This window comes from Micromonospora sp. LZ37, assembly GCF_059359015.1.
Genome location: NZ_JCADBL010000004.1, coordinates 124181 through 142775, shown reverse-complemented (window position 1 = coordinate 142775; position 18595 = coordinate 124181). Strand labels below are relative to the sequence as shown.

The 18595-nt window shown below is 73.2% G+C and carries 21 protein-coding genes; 13 read left to right on the top strand and 8 right to left on the bottom strand.

Going from position 1 to position 18595, the window contains the following annotated elements; all coding sequences use genetic code 11:
• Nucleotides 1–27 precede the first annotated feature (27 nt).
• Nucleotides 28–2055 carry a carboxypeptidase-like regulatory domain-containing protein gene (locus AC5L3Z_RS10800; protein WP_494841416.1) on the bottom strand — a complete coding sequence of 676 codons (2028 nt, stop codon included), beginning with the start codon at nucleotides 2053–2055 and terminating at the stop codon, nucleotides 28–30.
• A gap of 152 nt (nucleotides 2056–2207) precedes the next feature.
• Here AC5L3Z_RS10800 and AC5L3Z_RS10795 point away from each other — a divergent pair, with 152 nt between their 5' ends.
• The 5 genes from AC5L3Z_RS10795 (at nucleotide 2208) to amcA (ending at nucleotide 6918) form a co-directional block, all read left to right on the top strand.
• The gene (locus AC5L3Z_RS10795; RefSeq protein ID WP_334614085.1) at nucleotides 2208–2570 is read left to right on the top strand and encodes a sterol carrier family protein; all 363 of its coding nucleotides are present in this window, start codon (nucleotides 2208–2210) and stop codon (nucleotides 2568–2570) included.
• Between the two features lie 153 nt (nucleotides 2571–2723).
• Nucleotides 2724–4262 carry an amidophosphoribosyltransferase gene (gene purF / locus AC5L3Z_RS10790; RefSeq protein ID WP_494841415.1) on the top strand — a complete coding sequence of 513 codons (1539 nt, stop codon included), beginning with the start codon at nucleotides 2724–2726 and terminating at the stop codon, nucleotides 4260–4262.
• 61 nt (nucleotides 4263–4323) lie between these two features.
• Nucleotides 4324–5478, top strand: a complete 1155-nt coding sequence (gene purM / locus AC5L3Z_RS10785; protein WP_334524747.1) for a phosphoribosylformylglycinamidine cyclo-ligase — start codon at nucleotides 4324–4326, stop codon at nucleotides 5476–5478.
• 131 nt (nucleotides 5479–5609) lie between these two features.
• Nucleotides 5610–6713, top strand: a complete 1104-nt coding sequence (amcB, locus tag AC5L3Z_RS10780) for a cyclophane-forming radical SAM peptide maturase AmcB (protein WP_494841690.1) — start codon at nucleotides 5610–5612, stop codon at nucleotides 6711–6713.
• Nucleotides 6682–6918, top strand: a complete 237-nt coding sequence (gene amcA, locus AC5L3Z_RS10775) for a multiple cyclophane-containing RiPP AmcA (RefSeq protein ID WP_494841414.1) — start codon at nucleotides 6682–6684, stop codon at nucleotides 6916–6918. Before amcB ends, amcA begins: the two co-directional genes overlap by 32 nt.
• Nucleotides 6919–7050: 132 nt before the next feature.
• Here the strand turns inward: amcA and AC5L3Z_RS10770 are convergent, their stop codons facing one another.
• A complete protein-coding gene (locus tag AC5L3Z_RS10770) occupies nucleotides 7051–7266 on the bottom strand; it encodes a DUF3073 domain-containing protein (protein ID WP_088976875.1) in 216 nt (71 codons plus the stop codon).
• A 339-nt stretch (nucleotides 7267–7605) separates the two neighbouring features.
• The gene (locus AC5L3Z_RS10765) at nucleotides 7606–8688 is read right to left on the bottom strand and encodes a Glu/Leu/Phe/Val family dehydrogenase (protein WP_494841413.1); all 1083 of its coding nucleotides are present in this window, start codon (nucleotides 8686–8688) and stop codon (nucleotides 7606–7608) included.
• Nucleotides 8689–8860: 172 nt separating this feature from the next.
• Here AC5L3Z_RS10765 and AC5L3Z_RS10760 point away from each other — a divergent pair, with 172 nt between their 5' ends.
• Together AC5L3Z_RS10760 and AC5L3Z_RS10755 are read left to right on the top strand one after the other, a co-directional pair.
• The gene (locus AC5L3Z_RS10760) at nucleotides 8861–9700 is read left to right on the top strand and encodes a DUF8083 family protein (protein WP_494841412.1); all 840 of its coding nucleotides are present in this window, start codon (nucleotides 8861–8863) and stop codon (nucleotides 9698–9700) included.
• 251 nt (nucleotides 9701–9951) lie between these two features.
• Nucleotides 9952–10161: a BldC family transcriptional regulator gene (locus tag AC5L3Z_RS10755; RefSeq protein WP_007073996.1), complete on the top strand. Its 210-nt coding sequence runs from the start codon at nucleotides 9952–9954 to the stop codon at nucleotides 10159–10161.
• A gap of 90 nt (nucleotides 10162–10251) precedes the next feature.
• Here the strand turns inward: AC5L3Z_RS10755 and AC5L3Z_RS10750 are convergent, their stop codons facing one another.
• A complete protein-coding gene (locus AC5L3Z_RS10750; protein ID WP_494841411.1) occupies nucleotides 10252–10632 on the bottom strand; it encodes a PPOX class F420-dependent oxidoreductase in 381 nt (126 codons plus the stop codon).
• Nucleotides 10633–10674: 42 nt separating this feature from the next.
• Between AC5L3Z_RS10750 and AC5L3Z_RS10745 the strand changes: the two genes are divergently transcribed.
• Nucleotides 10675–11454, top strand: coding sequence for a class I SAM-dependent methyltransferase (locus AC5L3Z_RS10745; protein ID WP_494841410.1), 780 nt, complete (start codon nucleotides 10675–10677; stop codon nucleotides 11452–11454).
• Nucleotides 11455–11550: 96 nt separating this feature from the next.
• Here AC5L3Z_RS10745 and AC5L3Z_RS10740 read toward each other — a convergent pair whose 3' ends face one another.
• On the bottom strand, nucleotides 11551–11847 hold the full coding sequence (locus AC5L3Z_RS10740; RefSeq protein ID WP_334524766.1) for a hypothetical protein: 297 nt from the start codon (nucleotides 11845–11847) through the stop codon (nucleotides 11551–11553).
• Between the two features lie 159 nt (nucleotides 11848–12006).
• On the opposite strand from AC5L3Z_RS10740, the gene AC5L3Z_RS10735 reads away from it, so the two are divergent.
• Both AC5L3Z_RS10735 and AC5L3Z_RS10730 read left to right on the top strand, forming a co-directional pair.
• Nucleotides 12007–12876, top strand: coding sequence for a 3-hydroxyacyl-CoA dehydrogenase family protein (locus tag AC5L3Z_RS10735; protein ID WP_494841409.1), 870 nt, complete (start codon nucleotides 12007–12009; stop codon nucleotides 12874–12876).
• A gap of 55 nt (nucleotides 12877–12931) precedes the next feature.
• A complete protein-coding gene (locus AC5L3Z_RS10730) occupies nucleotides 12932–13675 on the top strand; it encodes an enoyl-CoA hydratase/isomerase family protein (protein ID WP_494841408.1) in 744 nt (247 codons plus the stop codon).
• Between the two features lie 58 nt (nucleotides 13676–13733).
• Here the strand turns inward: AC5L3Z_RS10730 and AC5L3Z_RS10725 are convergent, their stop codons facing one another.
• A complete protein-coding gene (locus AC5L3Z_RS10725; protein WP_494841407.1) occupies nucleotides 13734–15086 on the bottom strand; it encodes an ABC transporter substrate-binding protein in 1353 nt (450 codons plus the stop codon).
• Nucleotides 15087–15252: 166 nt separating this feature from the next.
• Between AC5L3Z_RS10725 and AC5L3Z_RS10720 the strand changes: the two genes are divergently transcribed.
• Nucleotides 15253–15642, top strand: coding sequence for a hypothetical protein (locus AC5L3Z_RS10720; RefSeq protein ID WP_334524778.1), 390 nt, complete (start codon nucleotides 15253–15255; stop codon nucleotides 15640–15642).
• Between the two features lie 46 nt (nucleotides 15643–15688).
• On the opposite strand, the gene AC5L3Z_RS10715 is transcribed toward AC5L3Z_RS10720, so the two are convergent.
• Nucleotides 15689–16102 (bottom strand): hypothetical protein, encoded by a 414-nt coding sequence (locus tag AC5L3Z_RS10715; RefSeq protein WP_494841406.1) that lies wholly within the window; start codon nucleotides 16100–16102, stop codon nucleotides 15689–15691.
• A 122-nt stretch (nucleotides 16103–16224) separates the two neighbouring features.
• Here AC5L3Z_RS10715 and AC5L3Z_RS10710 point away from each other — a divergent pair, with 122 nt between their 5' ends.
• Nucleotides 16225–16935: a DUF2786 domain-containing protein gene (locus AC5L3Z_RS10710; protein ID WP_494841405.1), complete on the top strand. Its 711-nt coding sequence runs from the start codon at nucleotides 16225–16227 to the stop codon at nucleotides 16933–16935.
• Nucleotides 16936–16939: 4 nt separating this feature from the next.
• On the opposite strand, the gene AC5L3Z_RS10705 is transcribed toward AC5L3Z_RS10710, so the two are convergent.
• Nucleotides 16940–17458, bottom strand: a complete 519-nt coding sequence (locus tag AC5L3Z_RS10705) for an SRPBCC family protein (protein ID WP_494841404.1) — start codon at nucleotides 17456–17458, stop codon at nucleotides 16940–16942.
• Nucleotides 17459–17631: 173 nt separating this feature from the next.
• Here AC5L3Z_RS10705 and AC5L3Z_RS10700 point away from each other — a divergent pair, with 173 nt between their 5' ends.
• Nucleotides 17632–18588: a hypothetical protein gene (locus tag AC5L3Z_RS10700; protein ID WP_494841403.1), complete on the top strand. Its 957-nt coding sequence runs from the start codon at nucleotides 17632–17634 to the stop codon at nucleotides 18586–18588.
• Nucleotides 18589–18595: the final 7 nt, after the last annotated feature.

Here is an 18595-nt window from a genome sequence, read left to right as displayed (position 1 = left end):
GTGGCCGGGGCGCTTCGGCCCCGGTGGTCAGTCGTCCAGCCAGTCCAGCCGGCGACCGCCGCGCTCCGCGCCCGGCGCCTCCGGCCGCGCCCGACCCGGCTGGGCCTGGTCCCCGTGGTAGCCGCCGCCCTGCTGCTGGTCGTAGCCGTGGGCGTCGTAGCCACCCTCGCGCTGCTGCGGTGGCTCCTGGCCGTAGCCGCCCTGCTGGCCGTACCCGCCGGCCTGCTGCTGGCCGCCGTAGCCGCCGCCGGCCTGCTGGTCGTACCCGCCGCGCTGGTCGTAGCCGTTGGGCTGGTTGTAGCCGCCGCCCTCGTAGCCCTGCTGCGCGCCGGCGTTGTAGCCGCCCTCCGGCTGGCCGTAGCCGTTGCCGGCGCCGTAGCCGCCGGTCGGCTCGGGAGCCCGGCCGTAGGAGCCCGGCTCGGGCTGCCCGTAGCCGTGCCCCTGCTCGGGCTGGTAGGTGCTGGTCGGGTACGGGTCGGCCGCCGGGGCGTACGTGCCGGTCGCCTCGCCGGTGTACCGGCCGGTCGGCTCGTCGAACCGCTCGCCGTAGCCGCCACCCTGGTCCTGCGGGGCGTAGCCGGCGGCGCCCGCCGGGGCGCCGTACTCGCGGTTGCCGTAGCCGCCACCGGAAGCCGGCGCGTCACCGTAACCGCCCGCGGGTGCGCCGGTGGCGCCGTAACCGCCACCGGAGGCCGGGGCGTTGCCGTAGCCGCCACCCGACGCGGGGGCGTTGCCGTAGGCACCCGCCGCGGCGCCGGCGGCACCGGCGGCGCCGTAGCCGCCACCAGAGGCCGGGGCGTTGCCGTAGCCGCCCGGCTGGCCGTAACCGCCCGGTGCCGGCTCGTCGCCGTAGCCGCTGCCGGCCCAGTTGCCCTGCCCACCCGCGCCGTACGGCTCCGGCGGAGCCCCGTACGGGTCCGGCGGGACGTCGTCGACGATCGGGCGGTGCATCATCGTCGGCGCGTCGCTCAGCGCCGAGCTGCCGACCATGTTCGGGTCGGCGCCGACCCGGTTGACCACCCGGGTCTGGTCGTCGGTGCCGCGGTAGCCGCCCCGCGCCCCGGCCGCCGCACCCGCCGCGGCGGCACCGCCCGGAGCGTCGTCCTCCTCGGCGTTCTTGCGGCGCATCCAGAGCAGCACGATCGTGCCCACGCCGGCCGCCACCAGCAGGCCGCCGAGCAGGATGATCAGGAAGGAGCCGAAGCCGCCGGAGTCCTCGTCGCTCGTCGGGACCTGCGCCGCCTGGGTCGCCTCGGCGGTCTCCTCGGTGACCTCCTCGGTGGCCTCCTCGGTCGGCACGGCCTCCGCGGAGGCCGACGGCGTCGCGGACGGGGTGACCTCGGTCTTGATCGCCAGGCTGATCCCCTGGCCGGTCAGGCTCTGACCGGCGCTCGCGTTGATCGTCTTGGAGTTGACGATGTTTTCCTTGCTGGCGCCGATGACGATCCGACCGGGCGCGATCGGCTCCGAGCTGGAGCCGGTGAAGCGGTAGTTGCCGCTGTCGTTGCTCGTGGTGCTCCGCTTGCGCCCGGTGGAGTCCTCCAGCATCACGGTGGCGTTCGGCACCGGTTCGCCGTTGGCGGCCACCGTCACCTTGCCGGAGATCAACTTGACCGTCTGGGATTCCGGCGGGGCGGTGGTGGGCGCAGGCGACTTGGGCTTCACGGTCACGCTGAGCCGCTTGGAGTCACCCTCGACCCGCACGCTCGCCTGAGTCCCGTTGGCCCCGGGCGCGTCCGCGGACGCCGCGAGGGTCACGGTCACCGACTTCGGCCCCGGGATCAGGCCGTCGAAGTTCACCTCCCCGCAGCCGCGGGTGCAGCTGACGCCGTCGGGAAGGCCGGTGACGCTGAGGTTCGCCTTCTTCTCGTCGCCGTCGGGCGCGACCACGACATTGATGCTGCTGCTACGGCCGGCGTCGATGGTGACCGAGCCGTCAGAGGAGGTGATCTTGGCCGCGTGGGCGGGTGTGGCGGGGACGGTGAGCAGGGCGCCGACAACCAGCGCTACGACCACACCGGCCCGCTGCTTCCAGGCACGTCGGTGTGTTGACACGTCCACCGCCTTCCGGGCTGACTTCCCCGGTCCAGCGGGCCAGGGCTCATCACGGTACGAATACGCCGTCGGCAACTATGCCTTGTCTGACCGGATCGGCGCGACCCAGGGCCAGCGTCGGAGCCGCCGTCATCGAGTCGTATCGTCCCGTCGTGTCCTCTCCGCACATTAAGTCCGCCGCGGTCGCGGCGGCGTTGGCAGCGCTCGACGAGGGGCGTACGCCCGAACGGCCGGTGTACCGGGAGGCGGTCCGTACCCTTCTGACCGCCCTCGCGGAGCGCGCCCCCGGCCGATCGGTGGAGGTGCGTGTCCCACCTTACGGTGCAGTTCAGTGCGTTCCGGGTCCGCGACACACCCGCGGCACCCCGCCGAACGTGGTGGAGACCGACCCGGCGACCTGGCTGGAGTTGGCGACCGGGCGGCTCCGGTGGGCGGACGCGGTCACCGAGGGTCGCGTACGGGTGAGCGGGAACCGGGCGGATCTCTCCGCGCATCTGCCGCTCGAGCTGGGCTGACCCGGCCGCTCCGGTGACACGGCGGAGCCAAATCGTGACTATCTGTATCGACAGCGATTCGCGTACACTGTCAGGCGACGACAGTGGTCCCGGCCGGTGGCGCGTGGTCAACCGCCCGCCCGGCCAGTCCAGACCAGCATGAGGGAGCAGCAGGTGCCCCGAGGCGACGGCCGGCTGAGCCACGACCTTGATCCCCAACGACCCGGCCCGCAGGACGCGTGTGGCGTCTTCGGCGTGTGGGCGCCCGGGGAGGAGGTCGCCAATCTGACCTACTTCGGGCTCTACGCGCTCCAGCACCGTGGCCAGGAGGCCGCCGGCATCGCGGTCAGCGACGGCTCCGGCGTGGTGGTCTACAAGGACCTCGGCCTGGTCGCCCAGGTCTTCGACGAGCCGACCCTGGCCAGCCTGCGCGGGCACGTGGCGATCGGGCACGCGCGCTACTCCACCACCGGTGGCTCGACCTGGGAGAACGCCCAGCCGACCATCCGCTCCACCAGCTCGGGCATCACCATCGCCCTGGCCCACAACGGCAACCTGGTCAACACCGCCGACCTCCAGAAGGAGGTCGCCGAGCGGGGTCTGGTCGCCGACGGCGCCACCAACGACACCTCGCTGGTGACGATGCTGCTGGCCAGCCGCCCCGACCTGTCGGTCGAGGGGGCCGCGCTGGAGGTGCTGCCGCAGCTCAAGGGCGCCTTCAGCTTCGTCTTCATGGACGAGTCGACGCTCTACGCCGCCCGCGACCCGCACGGCGTGCGCCCGCTGGTGCTCGGCCGGCTGGAGCGCGGCTGGGTGGTCGCCAGCGAGACCGCCGCGCTGGACATCGTCGGCGCCAGCGTGGTCCGCGAGGTCGAGCCGGGCGAGCTGATCGCGATCGACGAGGACGGCCTGCGCTCCACCCGGTTCGCCTCGCCGGAGCCGAAGGGCTGCCTCTTCGAGTACGTCTACATCGCCCGTCCGGACGCCACCATCGCCGGGCGCAACGTGCACTCCGCCCGGGTGCAGATCGGCCGGCAACTGGCCAAGGAGCACCCGGTCGAGGCCGACCTGGTGATCCCGGTGCCGGAGTCGGGCACCCCGGCCGCGATCGGCTACGCCGAGGCGTCCGGCATCACCTACGGCGCGGGCCTGATGAAGAACCCGTACGTCGGTCGTACCTTCATCCAGCCCTCGCAGACGCTGCGCCAGCTCGGCATCCGGCTCAAGCTCAACCCGCTGCGGGAGAACGTCCGGGGCAAGCGGCTGGTCGTGGTCGACGACTCGATCGTGCGCGGCAACACCCAGCGGGCGATCGTGCGGATGCTGCGCGAGGCCGGCGCGCTGGAGGTCCACGTACGGATCTCCTCGCCGCCGGTCAACTGGCCCTGCTTCTACGGCATCGACTTCGCCACCCGCGCCGAACTGCTGGCCAACGGGTTGGACAACGAGGGCATCCGGCGCTCGATCGGCGCCGACACGCTCGGCTACGTCTCGCTGTCGGGTCTCATCGCCGCCACCGAGCAGCCCAAGACGCGGCTCTGCCGGGCCTGCTTCGACGGGGAGTACCCGATCGACCTGCCGGCCGGGAACCTGATCGGCAAGCACGTGCTCGAAGGAGTGGGACGTCGGGTCGCCCACGCGACGGCCGACATCCCGGAGCACACCGCCCCACCGCTCGTCGCCACTCCGGGCGGCGCGACCGTCCACCCGTAGCACCACCCGGTGCCGCCCGGACTCCGCCGACGCGGCACCGAGAACCACAAAGGGGAGAACCGTGACGCACGTGTCCGAGCGCAGCGGCGCAGGAAGCAGCCCGACGGGCGCCGGCGGCGACCGCCAGCCCTGGACGGCCGGCACCGGCCGCGCGCCGCGCAAACGCTCGGTCTCGTACGCGGACGCCGGAGTGTCGATCGAGGCGGGCGACCGCGCGGTCGAGCTGCTGAAGTCGAAGGTCAAGCAGACCCGCCGGCCGGAGGTCATGGGCGACCTCGGCGGCTTCGCCGGCCTGTTCCGGCTGGACACCAAGAAGTACAAGAACCCGATCCTGGCCTCCTCCACCGACGGTGTGGGCACCAAGCTGGTGATCGCGCAGCAGATGGACATCCACGACACGGTCGGCATCGACCTGGTCGCGATGGTCGTCGACGACCTGGTGGCCTGCGGCGCGGAGCCGCTGTTCCTGCTGGACTACATCGCCACCGGTGAGGTCGTGCCGGACAAGGTCGCCGAGATCGGCGCCGGCATCGCCGACGGCTGCCGGTACGCCGGCTGCGCCCTGCTCGGCGGGGAGACCGCCGAGCACCCGGGTGTGCTGCGCCCCGACGAGTACGACATCTCCGCCACCGGTGTCGGCGTGGTGGAGGAGAGCGAGATCCTCAGCCCGGAGCGGGTCGAGGTGGGCGACGTCGTGATCGCGATGCGCTCCTCGGGTCTGCACTCCAACGGCTACTCCCTGGTGCGGCACGTGCTGCTGGGCGCCGGCCGGATGCGGCTGGACGTGGTGATCGACGACTTCGGCCGGCAGCGCACCCTCGGCGAGGAGCTGCTCACCCCGACCAAGATCTACGCGCAGGACTGCCTGAAGCTGATCGCCGAGACCGAGGTGCGGGCGTTCGCCCACGTCACCGGCGGCGGCATCCCCGGCAACCTGGTCCGGGTCCTGCCCGAGCACGTCGACGCGGTGGTCAACCGCTCCACCTGGAAGCCGCAGCCGGTCTTCGACCTGATCCAGTCCAAGGGGCGGATCGACGACCCGGAGATGGAGGCGACCTTCAACATGGGCGTCGGCATGTTCGCGATCGTCTCGGCCGAGGACGCCGACCGCGCGCTGGCCACCCTGACCGGGCGTGGCGTGGACGCCTGGCAGGCCGGCGAGATCATCGAGGGCTCCGGCAACGTCCAGATGATCGGCCAGCACACCCGGGGCTGATCACGCTCTGTTGATCATCCGCGCACCTGATCAGGGCTTCACCCGAGTGGCCATCGCCGCCTAGCCTGAAGGCCACCTCAGGCTTGACGGGAGGAGGGCCGATGGCTGCTCGGGCACAGCGGGTGACGGGGATGAGCGGCATCGCCCCCGTCCCGTCGTACGTGGTGATGCAGCCGACCACCCTGTGCAACCTGGACTGCGTCTACTGCTACCTGCCGCACCGCTCCGCCGACCGGCGGATGCCGGTGGCGGTCGCCGAGGCGGTCGCCGCCGCGGTGGCTCCGTGGGCGACGGCGGGCCGGTTCTCCGTCGTGTGGCACGGCGGGGAGCCGCTCGCCGCCGGCCGGGAGCACCTGGCCGCGTTGATCGCGCCCTTCGGGCCGGAGGTCGAGCACCACGTCCAGACCAACGCGACCCTGATCGACGACGCCTGGTGCGCGTTCTTCGCCGAGCGCCGGGTGCGGGTCAGCGTGAGCGTCGACGGCCCCCGGGATCGCAACGACGAGCGGGTGACCCGGGCGGGCCGGCCGGCGTACGACCGGATCCGGCGCGGGATCGAGGCGCTGCGCCGGCACGGGCTGCCCTTCTCGGCGCTGGCGGTGGTGAGCCGTCCCGCCCCGGGGCTCGCCACCGAGCTGTACGACTACTTCCTCGAACTCGGCGCCGAGGTGCTCGGCGTCAACATCGAGGAGACCGAGGGGGTGAACACCCGGACCAACGCCCGGGACGCGGCCGCCGTGACCGCCTTCTGGGCCGAACTGGTCGCGGCCTGGCGCCGGGCGCCCCGGATCCACCTGCGGGAGGTGGAGTGGTCGCTGCGGTACGCCGCCGCGGTACTGGACGGCACCGCCGACGAGCTGCTGCCCCGGCGGCTCGACCCGATCCCCACGGTCGGTCACGACGGGTCGGTGGTCGTGCTCTCGCCGGAGCTGGCCGGCTTCACCGACGCCCGCTACGGCGACTTCAGCAGCGGCAACGTGCTGACCACCCCGCTGGGCGAGATCCTCGCCGGGGCGGCGCGGACGCCGTGGGTGGGCGAGTTCCTCGCCGGCGTCGAGGCCTGCCGCTCCACCTGCCCCTACTTCGGCTTCTGCGGCGGCGGCCACGCCGCGAACCGCTACTTCGAGCAGGGGCGGTTCGACGGCACGGAGACCGAGCACTGCCGCAACAGCAAGATCCGCCTATTGGAGGGAGTGTTGGAGCATGCCCGAGACCACCAGTCACCGGCAGCCTGAGCGCGTCGGGGGAGGTGCCACCGACCCGGTCGTGGACCGGGTCCGGGCGGCCACCACGGGTCTGACCGCCCTGCTCCACGAGGCGGAGGCAGCGCGTCGCGCACGGGCGGAGGTGTCGGGTGGCGACGGCGCCGGCGCGGTCTGCGCCTGGAACCACTTCGAGAACATCCCGACGTTCTACAACTGGAACAACCGCCCGCGCTGAGCGCGGAGGCCGCGGTCAGGGACCTGCCGAGAGGCGCGGCGAGGTCCCTGACCGTCGGTCGTTGGCGCTGCTTCGATGGGCACATGCGTGAGCACGCGGGGGAGTTACCGCGTGCTCAGATGCGACCGGAGGTCAGCGGGTCGGAGGAACCCAGGTGTCCGGGTCGTCGTCCGCGTGATCCTCATCATCGTCGTCGACATACTCTTTGTAGTCGTCGTCGAAGTTGTGCTCAGACTTACCAGCACCCGCCAGTTCGCGCTGCAAGGCGGTGAGGTCGGTGTTCGGGGAGTGGTACTTCAACTCCCGGGCCACCTTCGTCTGCTTGGCCTTAGCACGGCCGCGCCCCATGGCTCGACCCCCTCGCACAGAATGCGGGGCAGCCCGAAGGCGGGCCCCGATGACGTCAGGCATCTCTCGTGGCTCTTACGGTACATGGGGATGCCGTCCTTCGGCACCTCGGGTTACCGTCGGCCGGTCCTGCGCGTCGCAGTCATCCGGCCGTCACCGAGTGTACCCGGTAAGGGGCGGTCGCCGGGACCGGCCGTGACACCGGACAAACCTCCCCGAAGCATCCCGAACAAAGCCTACTTCGCCGACCGCCGTAAACCCCGCCAGAGTCCCGCGAGCCGCCCGGAGATGTGGCGGGTGCCCCGGGGCGCGGGCGGGTGCCCGCACCCCGGGTCGGGTTCAGCGCAGGTGGATCGAGCGCAGCCGGCCCACGTCGGCCATCCGCCGCTCGGCCAGCCGGTCGGCCGCCACCGCCGGAGGTACGCCCTCGTCGTCGGCGAGCCGGAGGATCTCCCGGGTGGTGTCGTAGATCTTCGTGGCGCGCAGCTTGGCCCGCTCGAAGTTGAAGCCGTTGATCTCGTCCGCGACCTGGATCACGCCGCCGGCGTTCACCACGTAGTCGGGGGCGTAGAGGATGCCCCGGTCGGCGAGGAGCTTCTCGATGCCCGGGTGGGCGAGCTGGTTGTTCGCCGCGCCGGCGACCACCTTGGCGCGCAGCGCCGGCACGGTGTCGTCGTTGAGCGCGCCGCCCAGCGCGCACGGGGCGTACACGTCGATGTCGGCGGCGACCAGCGCGGCGGCGTCGTCGACCAGCTCGACCTGCGGGTGGTTGGCGACCACCCACTCGACGGCCTTGGCGTTGACGTCGGTGGCCACCACCTCGGCCCCGTCGGACAGCAGGTGCCCGGTGAGGTACTTGCCGACCTTGCCCAGGCCGGCCACGCCGACCCGGCGGCCGGCCAGCGTCGGGCTGCCCCAGACGTGCTCGGCGGCGGCCCGCATGCCCTGGTAGACGCCCCAGGCGGTGAGGACGGAGGAGTCGCCGGCGCCGCCGTGCTCCACGCTGCGGCCGGTGACGTAGCTGGTCTCCCGGGCGATCACGTCCATGTCGGCGACGTAGGTGCCGACGTCGCAGGCGGTGTAGTAGCGGCCGGCCAGCGACTCCACGAAGCGGCCGTACGCGCGCAGCAGCGCCTCGCTCTTGATCTGCTCCGGGTCACCCCAGATGACCGCCTTGCCGCCGCCCAGGTCCAGCCCGGCCAGCGCGTTCTTGTACGCCATGCCGCGGGACAGGTCGAGCACGTCCGCCAGCGCCGCCTCCTCGCTGGCGTACGGGTAGAACCGGGTGCCGCCGAGCGCGGGGCCCAGCGCGGTCGAGTAGATGCCGATGATCGCCTTCAGGCCGCTCTGCTTGTCCTGGCAGAACACGACCTGTTCGTGGCCGGTCGATCCCGGGTCGTCGGTGCTCGCGAATACGCCCATGGCTTGCTCCTGTGTCGGTGGCCGTCCTTGTGGGACGCGGACCTGGTGGTGCGCCGGCGGGATGGTGCCGGTGCCGCTGAGCCTAATATCGGTCCAGGCCGCACTGCCGTCCACGGCAGGACCCACGGGACGCCGACGGCGGTGGACCCCCGATTCGTGGGAGGATCGCGCCGTGCCGTCGCTCTTCGCTTCTTACCTGCGCGTGTACGAGCCGCTGACCGCCTTCGACCGGGACCGCCAGTCGTACTGGCGGCGTTACGTGCGCGAGGGGCGGGCGGTGGCGCCGCTGGAGGGGCCCGGGCGGCAACGCACCTCGGTGATCGAGGCGCTCGGGGCCGGCTGGACCCGACTGCCCGACCTGCCGGACGAGGCGTACGTCCTGGAGGCCGACGACACCCTGCTGGTCTGCCCGTGGAACCTGCGGATCCGGGTGGCCGAGGCGGCGTTGAGCGCCCGCGACGGCGTCCCCTCGGTGATCGCCGACGCGTTCGTCCCGCCGATCCTCGCCGGCCAGGCCAAGGCCGTGGTGGAGGACTGGCGCAGCGGTGCGCGGGTGCTGGAGCACGGCGTCCCCCGCCTGCACGAGCAGATCGCCACCTGGGGTGTGCCGCTGCGCTGGTTCGTGCTCTTCGAGCCGGCGGAGCGGGACCTGGTCACCGCGCCGGGGCGGCGGGCGCTGCGCTACCGCACCGAGATCTCCAAGGCCCGGCGGCGGGCCTCCCGGGCGCTGTCGGTGCTGCGCAAGTCGGTCGGCGAGGTGCCGATCACCGAGGCGGTCGAGGAGGCCGCCCGCTGGCTGGAGGAGTTCCACCCGCGCTCGGTGGTGGAGCTGGACTACGGCGGCCTGGTGCAGCTGCTCTCCGACGAGACGCTGGCCGCGGACGACTCGACCGAGCTGGTCGCGGCGGGGCTGGCCGGCCTCTCCCGGGGCGAGGCCGAGGAGGCGTCGAGCGCGTACGACCGGCTGGTCGCCCGGTGGCGGGCGGTCCAACTGCTGGAGCGGTGCAATTGACCACGAAACGCCCGTCCAGGGTGTCGGAGATGAGCCAGCCTCGTAGTTGACGCATCACGAACCGTGATCATCAGTCCGAATAAGGTAGTTTCTGCCGTGTAAAAGTCAGATAAATCGGGCATGGTTCATCCGTCCGTCTAGGGACCTTCGGCCGTTCGGCCCATGTCGGACATCGGGGACTAGCCGGACCATGGGAGACGCGTCGGCCGGCGGGACCCCGGCCGATGTCTATACATGTGGAGGAGTGACCGATGGCATCGCGAACGCACGAACCAGAGCCGCTACTCACGCCGGCCGAGGTGGCGTCGATGTTCCGTGTCGACCCGAAGACGGTGACCCGGTGGGCCAAGGCGGGCAAGCTCAGCGCGATCCGGACTCTGGGTGGCCACCGTCGGTACCGCGAGTCGGAGGTGCGGGCCCTGCTGCAGGGGCAGATTCCCCAGCAGCGTCAGGGGGACTGACCACCGGCAGCGCCGAGAGACGTTCCGGTCTCAGGGGCGGGCGGACGTCGCGACAGCGACGATCCACCGCCCCTGAACCATGTCCGGGCCCTACTCCCGCACCGTGACCCGGATGCCCACGGTGCCGCCGCGACCCCGGCGCAGCCGGCTGCCGAGCAGGGTCAGCCGGCCGACGAGACGGTACTTGCGCTTGATCAGGCCGCGTATCCGGTCGGTGTCCTCCGGGCTGCTGAGCACGGCGTGGCCGGGCACCGCCTCGCCGTGCGGCCGGCCGCGCACGTCGCAGGGCGCCACGGTCACCGTGCCGTCCCGGCGGATCCGCTTGACCTTCCCGGAGTCGGCCGCCGTCCAGACCGCCAGGGTGTCACCGTCGCGGACCGCCCAGACCGGGGTCGGCACCGCCCGACCGTCCTTGCGGAACGTCGTCAGCAGGACGTACTTCTCCGCCGACAGGCGGTCCAGCTCCGTCACGCGCCCAGGATACGACCGCGGCGGCCGGTTAGCGTGTACCTCGTGACCGGCGAACCCAGGATCGGCGACGTGTTCGGCGAGATGCTGCGCGACGCGTACGCGGTGAAGACCGGCGTCGGCCCCCGTCCGCTCGCCGGCGGGCGGCTGCCCCGACCGGTCATCGAGATCATCGAGCGGGACGACGGACTGATCAACGGCGCGCCCGCCGCGCACTACCTGGACGAACCCGAACACTGGCAGCCGTACGACCACCGCGCCGTGGACCGGGTCCGCGGCGCGACGCTGGACATCGGCACCGGCGGCGGCCGGATCGCGCTGGCGCTCCAGGAGCGGGGCGTACCCGTGACCGGGCTGGACATCTCCCCCGGGGCGCTGCGGGTGAGCCGGCACCGGGGCGTACGGAACCTCGTGCTCGGCACGGTCGACGAGCACGCCGCGGACGACCGGCGCTACGACACGTTCCTGCTGCTCGGCAACAACCTCGGGCTGATCGAGGGGCGGCAGCGGGCGCCCACGTTCCTCGCCGCGCTCGCCGCGCTGGCCCGGCCGGGCGCCCAGGTCATCGCCCACGGCACCGACCCGTACGGCACGAGGGACCCGGTGCACACCGCCTACCACGAGCTGAACCGCCGCCGGGGCCGGCTCGGCGGCCAGCTCCGGCTGCGGCTGCGCTACCGGGAACTGGGCACCCACTGGTTCGACTACCTGGTCTGCTCCGCCGCGGAGCTGGCCGAGCTGGTCCGGGGCACCGGCTGGACACTGGCCGACGTGGACGACCGGGACGCCCCGTACTACCTGGCGACGCTGCGCCGGGCGCCCTGATCACGCCCTGGGCGGGCCGGGGCCGCGTCCGGCGGGGGCGGTCAGGGGAGGGGCCCCTGCCCCGCCCAGGCGAGGACAGGGGCCGCCCCGATCGGCTCAGAGCTGGACGGTCGGGGGGAGTTGCTCGGGCGGGAGGCCGCCGTCGCCGTCCACCACCTCGTCCGGGGTGCCGTCCTCGTCGATGTCGACCATCGTGATGTCCACCTTGCCGTCGCCGTCGGTGTCGAACTGGAACAGGTCGGCCTTGCCGTCGCCGTCGGTGTCCACCACCCACACGTCGGTCCTGCCGTCGTTGTTGGTGTCGGCGCGGAGCAGGTCGACGCGCTCGTCGCCGCGCGTCTCCACGATCTCCCCACCCTCGGTGCCGTCCACGGTCTCCGGTGCCTGGCTCATGTGGCCACGTCCTTCCCTTGACGTTGAGGGCCGTCTGTACCCGTTCCGGTGATCCCCCACGCATGCCGCCCGGAGCGGTGCTGCATAGGGTCGCACCCAGGAGCGGCGGCACGGCGCGACGGAGACCCCGCGCGTCGCCGCGCGCAGCGAGGGAGCGTCATGAGTGGTCGTTTGGTCGTCGTCGGTGCCGGCACGATGGGGCTCGGGATCGCCTACGTCGCCGCCGGGGCGGGCTACGCCGTGGAACTCGTGGAGGTCGACCGGGACCGGTCGGAAGCCGCCGCCGCCCGCCTGGGCGAGCTGTGGGACCGGGCGGTCCAGCGCGGGAAGCTCCGCGCCGAGGAGGCCGCCGACAACCGGGCGCGGCTGACCCTGCGCGCGGCGTTGGGCGAGGTCGCACCGGAGCCGGACGTGATCGTGGAGGCCGTCCCCGAGCGGCCCGACCTCAAGCGGACGGTGCTGCGCGAGGCCGAGGGGCTGCGGCCCGCGCTGCTCGGCAGCAACACCTCCAGCATCCCCATCGCCGAGCTCGCCGAACCGCTGGCCCGGCCGGGAAGCTTCGTCGGGCTGCACTTCTTCAACCCGGTCTGGGCGATGGCCCTGCTGGAGGTCGTGGTCGGCCCGGCCACCGACGCGGAGACCACCGACGCGGCCGTCGCGCTCGCCGGCCGGCTGGGCAAGGACCCCGTCGTCGTACGGGACATGCCCGGCTTCGCCACCTCCCGGCTCGGGGTCACCCTCGGCCTGGAGGCGATCCGGATGGTCGCCGACGGGGTGGCCTCCCCGGCCGACATCGACAAGGCGATGGTGCTCGGCTACCGGCACCCGGTCGGCCCGCTGGAGCTCACCGACCTGGTCGGGCTGGACGTCCGGCTGGACATCGCGCGCACCCTCCAGGCCGCGTACGGGGACCGCTTCGCGCCGCCGCCGCTGCTGCTGGAGCTGGTGGCCGCCGGGAAGCTGGGCAAGAAGTCCGGCCAGGGCTTCTACCGCTGGGTGGACGGCCGCAAGACTGAGGAGACGCCGTGAGCGTGAGGAGTGAGCCGGTCTTGCGAGCCCCGCAGTCGCGAACTGAGGTGACGCCGTGAGCGGACTGCGGATCGAGGAGCTGCCCGACCGGCTGGTGGTGACGCTGGACCGGCCGGAGAAGCGCAACGCCATCGACGCCGACCTGATCGACGACCTGCACCAGGTCTGCGCCGAGCTGGAGGCCCGGCCCCGGCTGCTGCTGCTCACCGGTGGCGCGGCCGGCATCTTCGCCGCCGGGGCGGACATCGGCCAGCTGCGCGAGCGGGGACGCTCCGACGCCCTCGCCGCGATCAACCAGGGGGCCTTCGCCCGGATCCGGGCGTTGCCGATGCCGACCGTGGCCGCCGTGGACGGTCCGGCGCTGGGCGGCGGCGCCGAGCTGGCGTACGCCTGCGACCTGCGGGTCTGCACGGCCCGCGCGTTCTTCGGCCAGCCCGAGGTGCGGTTGGGCATCCTGGCCGGCGCGGGCGCGACCTACCGGCTGCCGGCGCTGATCGGCGAGGCCCGGGCCAAGGAGCTGCTCTTCACCGGCCGGCGGGTCGACGCCGCGGAGGCGCTGCGGATCGGCCTGGTCAACCGGGTCGTCGACGAGCCGGAGCAGTTGCTGCCGGCCGCGCACGAGCTGCTGGACGCGATCGCCAAGGGCTCCGCGCTGGCGCTGCGGCTGACCAAGCTGGCGATCGACGCGCCCCCGGCCGCCCACCCCCACCTCGACCTGGTCAGCCAGGCGGTGCTCTTCGAGGACGAGGAGAAGCGGCGGCGGATGACCGAGTTCCTGGAGCGGCGCGGCTCCCGCTGACCCCCCGTACGCGACGACGGCCGCACCGGGGAACCGGTGCGGCCGTCGACGTCTGCGCTCAGTGCCGGATCGACACCTTCGCGTCGTCCAGCGCCCGGATCAGCCCGGCGGACTCGGCGAAGCCGATGATCAGGACGGCCTCGGGGCGGTAGTCCTTGATCTCCCGGGCCAGGCCGCTGAAGTCCACCGGGGCCGCCTTGGCGTCCGCCGGGGGCTCGTAGGTCAGCAGCTTCACCCGGTCGCTGCCGAGACCGGCCCGCTCGAGCTCGGCGCGGACCGTCTCCTGGAGACCCTCGCCGTAGGAGTCCTTGCGGGCCACCACCACGACCTTGCCCGGTCCGTCGCGCAGGACCACGTCGGCCAGGGCCCGCCCCTGGAGGCTGTCCGGCGGGGCGGTGCGGAAGTAGAGACCCTTGTCGTCCACGGTGGTCAGGCCCGCGTCGGTGTTGGACGGGGAGAACAGGATCCGTCCCGCGGCCACCACGTCGGGCAGCACCGAGCTGGAGATGCCCGAGCCGCCGGCGCCGATGATGACCTGGACGTCCTTGCTGATGTGCGACGCCACGGTGGCCTTGGCCACCTGCTCGCTGGTGCCGTCGTCGCCGTCGATCCACTTCACCGGCTCGCCGAGCACGCCGCCCGCCGCGTTGACCTCCTTGACCGCCAGCGCCGCGCCGGCGGCCAGCGACGGATTGGCCAGGGACAGGTCACCGGTCTTCGGCAGCAGGCCGCCGAGGATCAGCGGAGAGCCGTCGCTACGGTCGCTCCCGCCGCCCTTCTGCTTCTTCGGCTTCGGCGGGGTCTTCGTGCTCACCCCGGTCTCGTCCCCGGCGCCGACGAACTCCGTCTTGACGTCGTTGATCTTCTGGTCGTCGAAGTGCAGCGTGGCGTAGCTGGCCGTGGCGGGCTCACCGGCGTCGGTGAAGCCGGCCCGGGTCAGCGACGGCCCCCGGTACTCGATGTCCTGCCCGTCCCGCGCCAGCGCCAGGCAGGACGCCGCGTCCCCGCAGCGCTGCCCGTTGGTGGTCACCCCGACTATCTGCCGGGAGATGGCCGCCGGGTCGGTGCTGCCGGCCAGCTGCGCGGCCAGCGCGCTGATCATCACGGCGTCGTACGCCTCGGCCGCGTAGAGGAAGTCGGCGAGCTTCGGGTCGATGGCGAGCAGCCGCTCCTTGAAGTCGTCCGTCAACGGCGTCAGGGGTGTGGTGCCCTTCATGCCGTCGACCAGGTTGGCCCGCTCCTTCAGCTCGGTGGCGAAGGAGTTGAGCATGTTGCCGTCGGTGCCGTACAGGCGCACCTGTGGGGCGCTCGACTCCTCGGGCTTGTCGGTCGTCCCGCAGGCGCTTGTGACGAGCAGGAACGCCGCACCGGCGGCCAGGATGGCAGCGCGCGGGCCGCGTGTTACGTACATGGTCGTCCTTCCAACGGGGAGGTCCGCTGGGGCACCATAGCGTGCCCGTGTGGTCCATAACAGCGTGGTGCCGGCCGCCGTCGGCGGCCCGACATCTCCGCGTACGCTCCGTCACCGGGACACTGTCGCGGGTCACCGCTTGACCTGCGGTCCTACCGTGCCGCAGGTGACCGACGAACCGGACCAGACGATCGCCGACGCGACCGCCGTGCTCCGCTCGGCGCTGGCCGGGGACGGTGACGCGGTGGTGGGCACCTTCGACGCCGTGGTCGACCGGTCCGGCCTGGCCGGGGCGTACGGGGTCGCCTGGTGCCTCGCCGCCACCATGGTCGGCGACGCGCCACCGCCGGGAGCCTGCGCGCTCGACTTCCCCGGCATCGACGAGGCCGGGTACGACGCCCGCTGGGTGGCGCGCTTCGTCAGCGCGTACGCCAACCACGACGCGGACACCGGCGAGGCGCTCTTCGGGGCGGCGGCCGCCGACGGGCTGCTGCCCGACTGCCTGCTCACCCTCGCCGGCTCGACCGTGGCCACCCTGCGCAGTCGGGCCGGCTGACGGCGCCGCGCCCGACCTCCGGGGCCGGGCGCCGCGCCGTCGCCGCTCAGAACGCGTGGTACGCGATCAGCGGTTCGTACTCGTAGCGCAGCGTCTCGAAGCGGACCTGGAACCGGACTCCGTCACGCACGTTGGTCGCGACCGTGGTGAAGTCGGACTTCGACGGCAGGTAGGTCCGGTAGTTGCAGCTGTCCGTCCGGTCGATGAAGATCACGCACGCCTCGACGCCGAACTGGCTGGCGTTACGGACGTTGATGTCGCGGCACCGCGTGCTGGTGCGGTAGGGCCCGGCGTCGCCGCCGGAGCGGGCCACCTCGAAGTACGAGCGGACCGCGCCGCCGTAGCAGCTGGCGGCGGACGCGGCGAGATTGGTCTCGGGGGCGGCCTGGGCGGGGGAACCGAGGGCGAGCAGGGAGAGCGCCGCCGTGGTGGCCGTCAGGCCGGCGACCGGGGATGCCATGGGTGCTGCCTCCAGGGGGTAGGGGGTGGACCCTGCGTTGCGGTCAGGGCGCTGAGCGTGGTCATGGTATCGGCCGCTCCGTCCGACGTGGACCATCCCGCCGATGTGATAGCTCTGGTGGCATGTCCGAGGCGATGCTCAGCAAGGTGCGCAAGCTGTTGGCGAAGGCGGAGGACCCGGCCTGCACGCCCGCCGAGTCCGCGGCCTTCACCGCCAAGGCCACCGAGCTGATCGCCCGGTACGGCGTCGACCGGGCGCTGCTGGCCGCCCGGGACCCGGCCACCGACCCGGTCGGCGACCGGGTGGTCGAGGTGCTCGCCCCGTACGCCCGGGACAAGGCGGGGCTGCTCGCGGCCGTCGCCGACCCGCTGCGCTGCCGCTGCGTACGCCGCCGCGAGGGCAGCGGCTTCGCGATGCACCTGTTCGGCTTCGCCAGCGACCTGGAACGGGTGGACCTGCTCTTCACCTCGCTGCTGGTGCAGGCCGCGCACGGGCTGGCCGGGACGGCGGTGCCCGCCGGTGAGCACCCGGCCGCCTTCCGCCGTTCCTGGCTGGCCGGGTTCGCCCGGGTGGTCGGGGAGCGGCTGCGGGCGGCGGAGGCGGGTGCGGTGGCGCGCACCGGAGCGGCGACGGGGGTGGCGCTGGTCCTCGCCGACCGCTCCGACCGGGTGGCCAGCCGGCTGTCGGAGATCTACCCGCGGCTGCGTACCGCCGCGCCCCGCCGGTTGGCCGGCTCCGGCTTCACCGCCGGAGCGGTGGCGGGCCGCCGGGCGGACCTGGGCGGTCGTGGGGTGGCCGACGGTGTCGGCCCGGAGCGGGGCATCGCCGGGTGAACGCTCAGCCCGACGTCGTGCCCCGGGTGACCGTGGCCAGGTAGCGGCTGAGCAGCTCGTGCCAGCCGGCGGTGAGCGCCTTGCGGTAGCCCTCGGCGGCCTCACCGTGCCGGTCGAAGTACCGGTGCTCCACCTCGACCCGGGTCTGCGAACCGTCGGGCAGGAAGAGCACCTCCACCTCGCTGGCCCGGGCGGGGTCCGGCACCGGCACCCGGTCCGGGCCGATCTGCCAGGTGAAGACGAGCCGCCGGGGCGGATCCCAGGTGAGCACCCGGCCCCAGTCGCCGCGGAAGCCGTACGGGCCGATCTCGTAGAGCATGCCGCCGGGCCTCGGCTCGATGCCCAGGTCGGCCAGCGCCGCCGGACCGGACCAGGTGTATTCCCGCACCCACCACTCGGCCAGCGCCCCGGTGAACACGGCGTACGCCTGCTCGGCGGTGGCCGGGACGAGGAGCGAGCTGCGGAGCGCGTACCGCTCGACGTCCTGCCGGATGTTCTCCGGATCCGCCATCCCCTGTCCCATAGGTCCGGACCATACCGGCTGATGCCTCGCTGTGCAGCTTCGCGCCCTGCCCCCTATCGGACAGTGGAACCGGCCCGGCGGGACCGTGCGAAGCGCTCGCGGATGGCCGCCGGCAAAGCGGGTAACCGCGGCTGACGCGGCTCGGCGGCCGGGCCCGGGGTGGGAGCGGGAGCATGAGTCAGAGTGGGGCGGAACGACGGGAACCGGACCGGGCCGGTGCGGGCCGCGAGGCCGAGCCGGACGTCCTGCTCGACGTCCCGCGGTTGTCGGTGGACTCGATCCGGCTCGCGGTGGACGGGCTCGACGCGGACCTGTCACTGCGCGCCCGGCTGGCGAACCTGCTCCAGCTGGACGCCGGCGTCCGGGTCCACCTCGAGGGCGTCGAGCTGGACATCGAGGGCGTACGCGCCGAGGCGTTGCTGAAGGTCCGGCTGGAGAAGCTGATCCAGATCCTGGACCGCGCGTTGACCACGATCGACCGCAACCCGGAGGTCATCCAGGCCCTGGCCAGCTCCGCGAACACCTCGCTGAACGACGTGAACCGGTCGGCCGACCGGCCCTCCGACGTGGCCGCCGCACCGGTCGCCGACCAGGCGGGTGCACCGGGCGGTCAGGCGGCGGGCCAGCAGGTCGGGTCGGTCGGCGCGGTGGCCGACCGGCTGCCCCGCGGGGGCGGCGCCTCGTCACCGGGCACCGGCGGAGCTGAGCGGCCCGCCGGCCCCCGCCAGGAGCCCTCGGTCCGGACCGAACGGCCCGTCGGCCCGCGTCCGGAGTCACCGGCCGGCTCGCCGGTGGGATCGCCGCCGGAGCCGCCGCTCGGCACCCCGCACGCCGGCCCGACGGAGCAGCCCGAGACCGAGGGGGACCGCCCGGCGGACCGGGGTGCGACCGCCGGTGACCGGGAGTCGCGCGCCGCGACCGGGGGCGGCCCCGGGCAGCCGCAGGGCGACCGGACGGGGCAGGGACAGCCCGGGGCGGGCGACCAGCCGGGCGAGGGTGGTGCGGCTCAGGCGTCCCAGTTCGCCGAGCAGGCGGGTGAGACGCTCCGGCAGGCCGGACGCAGCGTCTGGGAGGCGATCCAGGGCGGGATGGCCCAGCGACGCCAGGCCCAGTCGCGCCGCGACGGTTGAGGGTGGG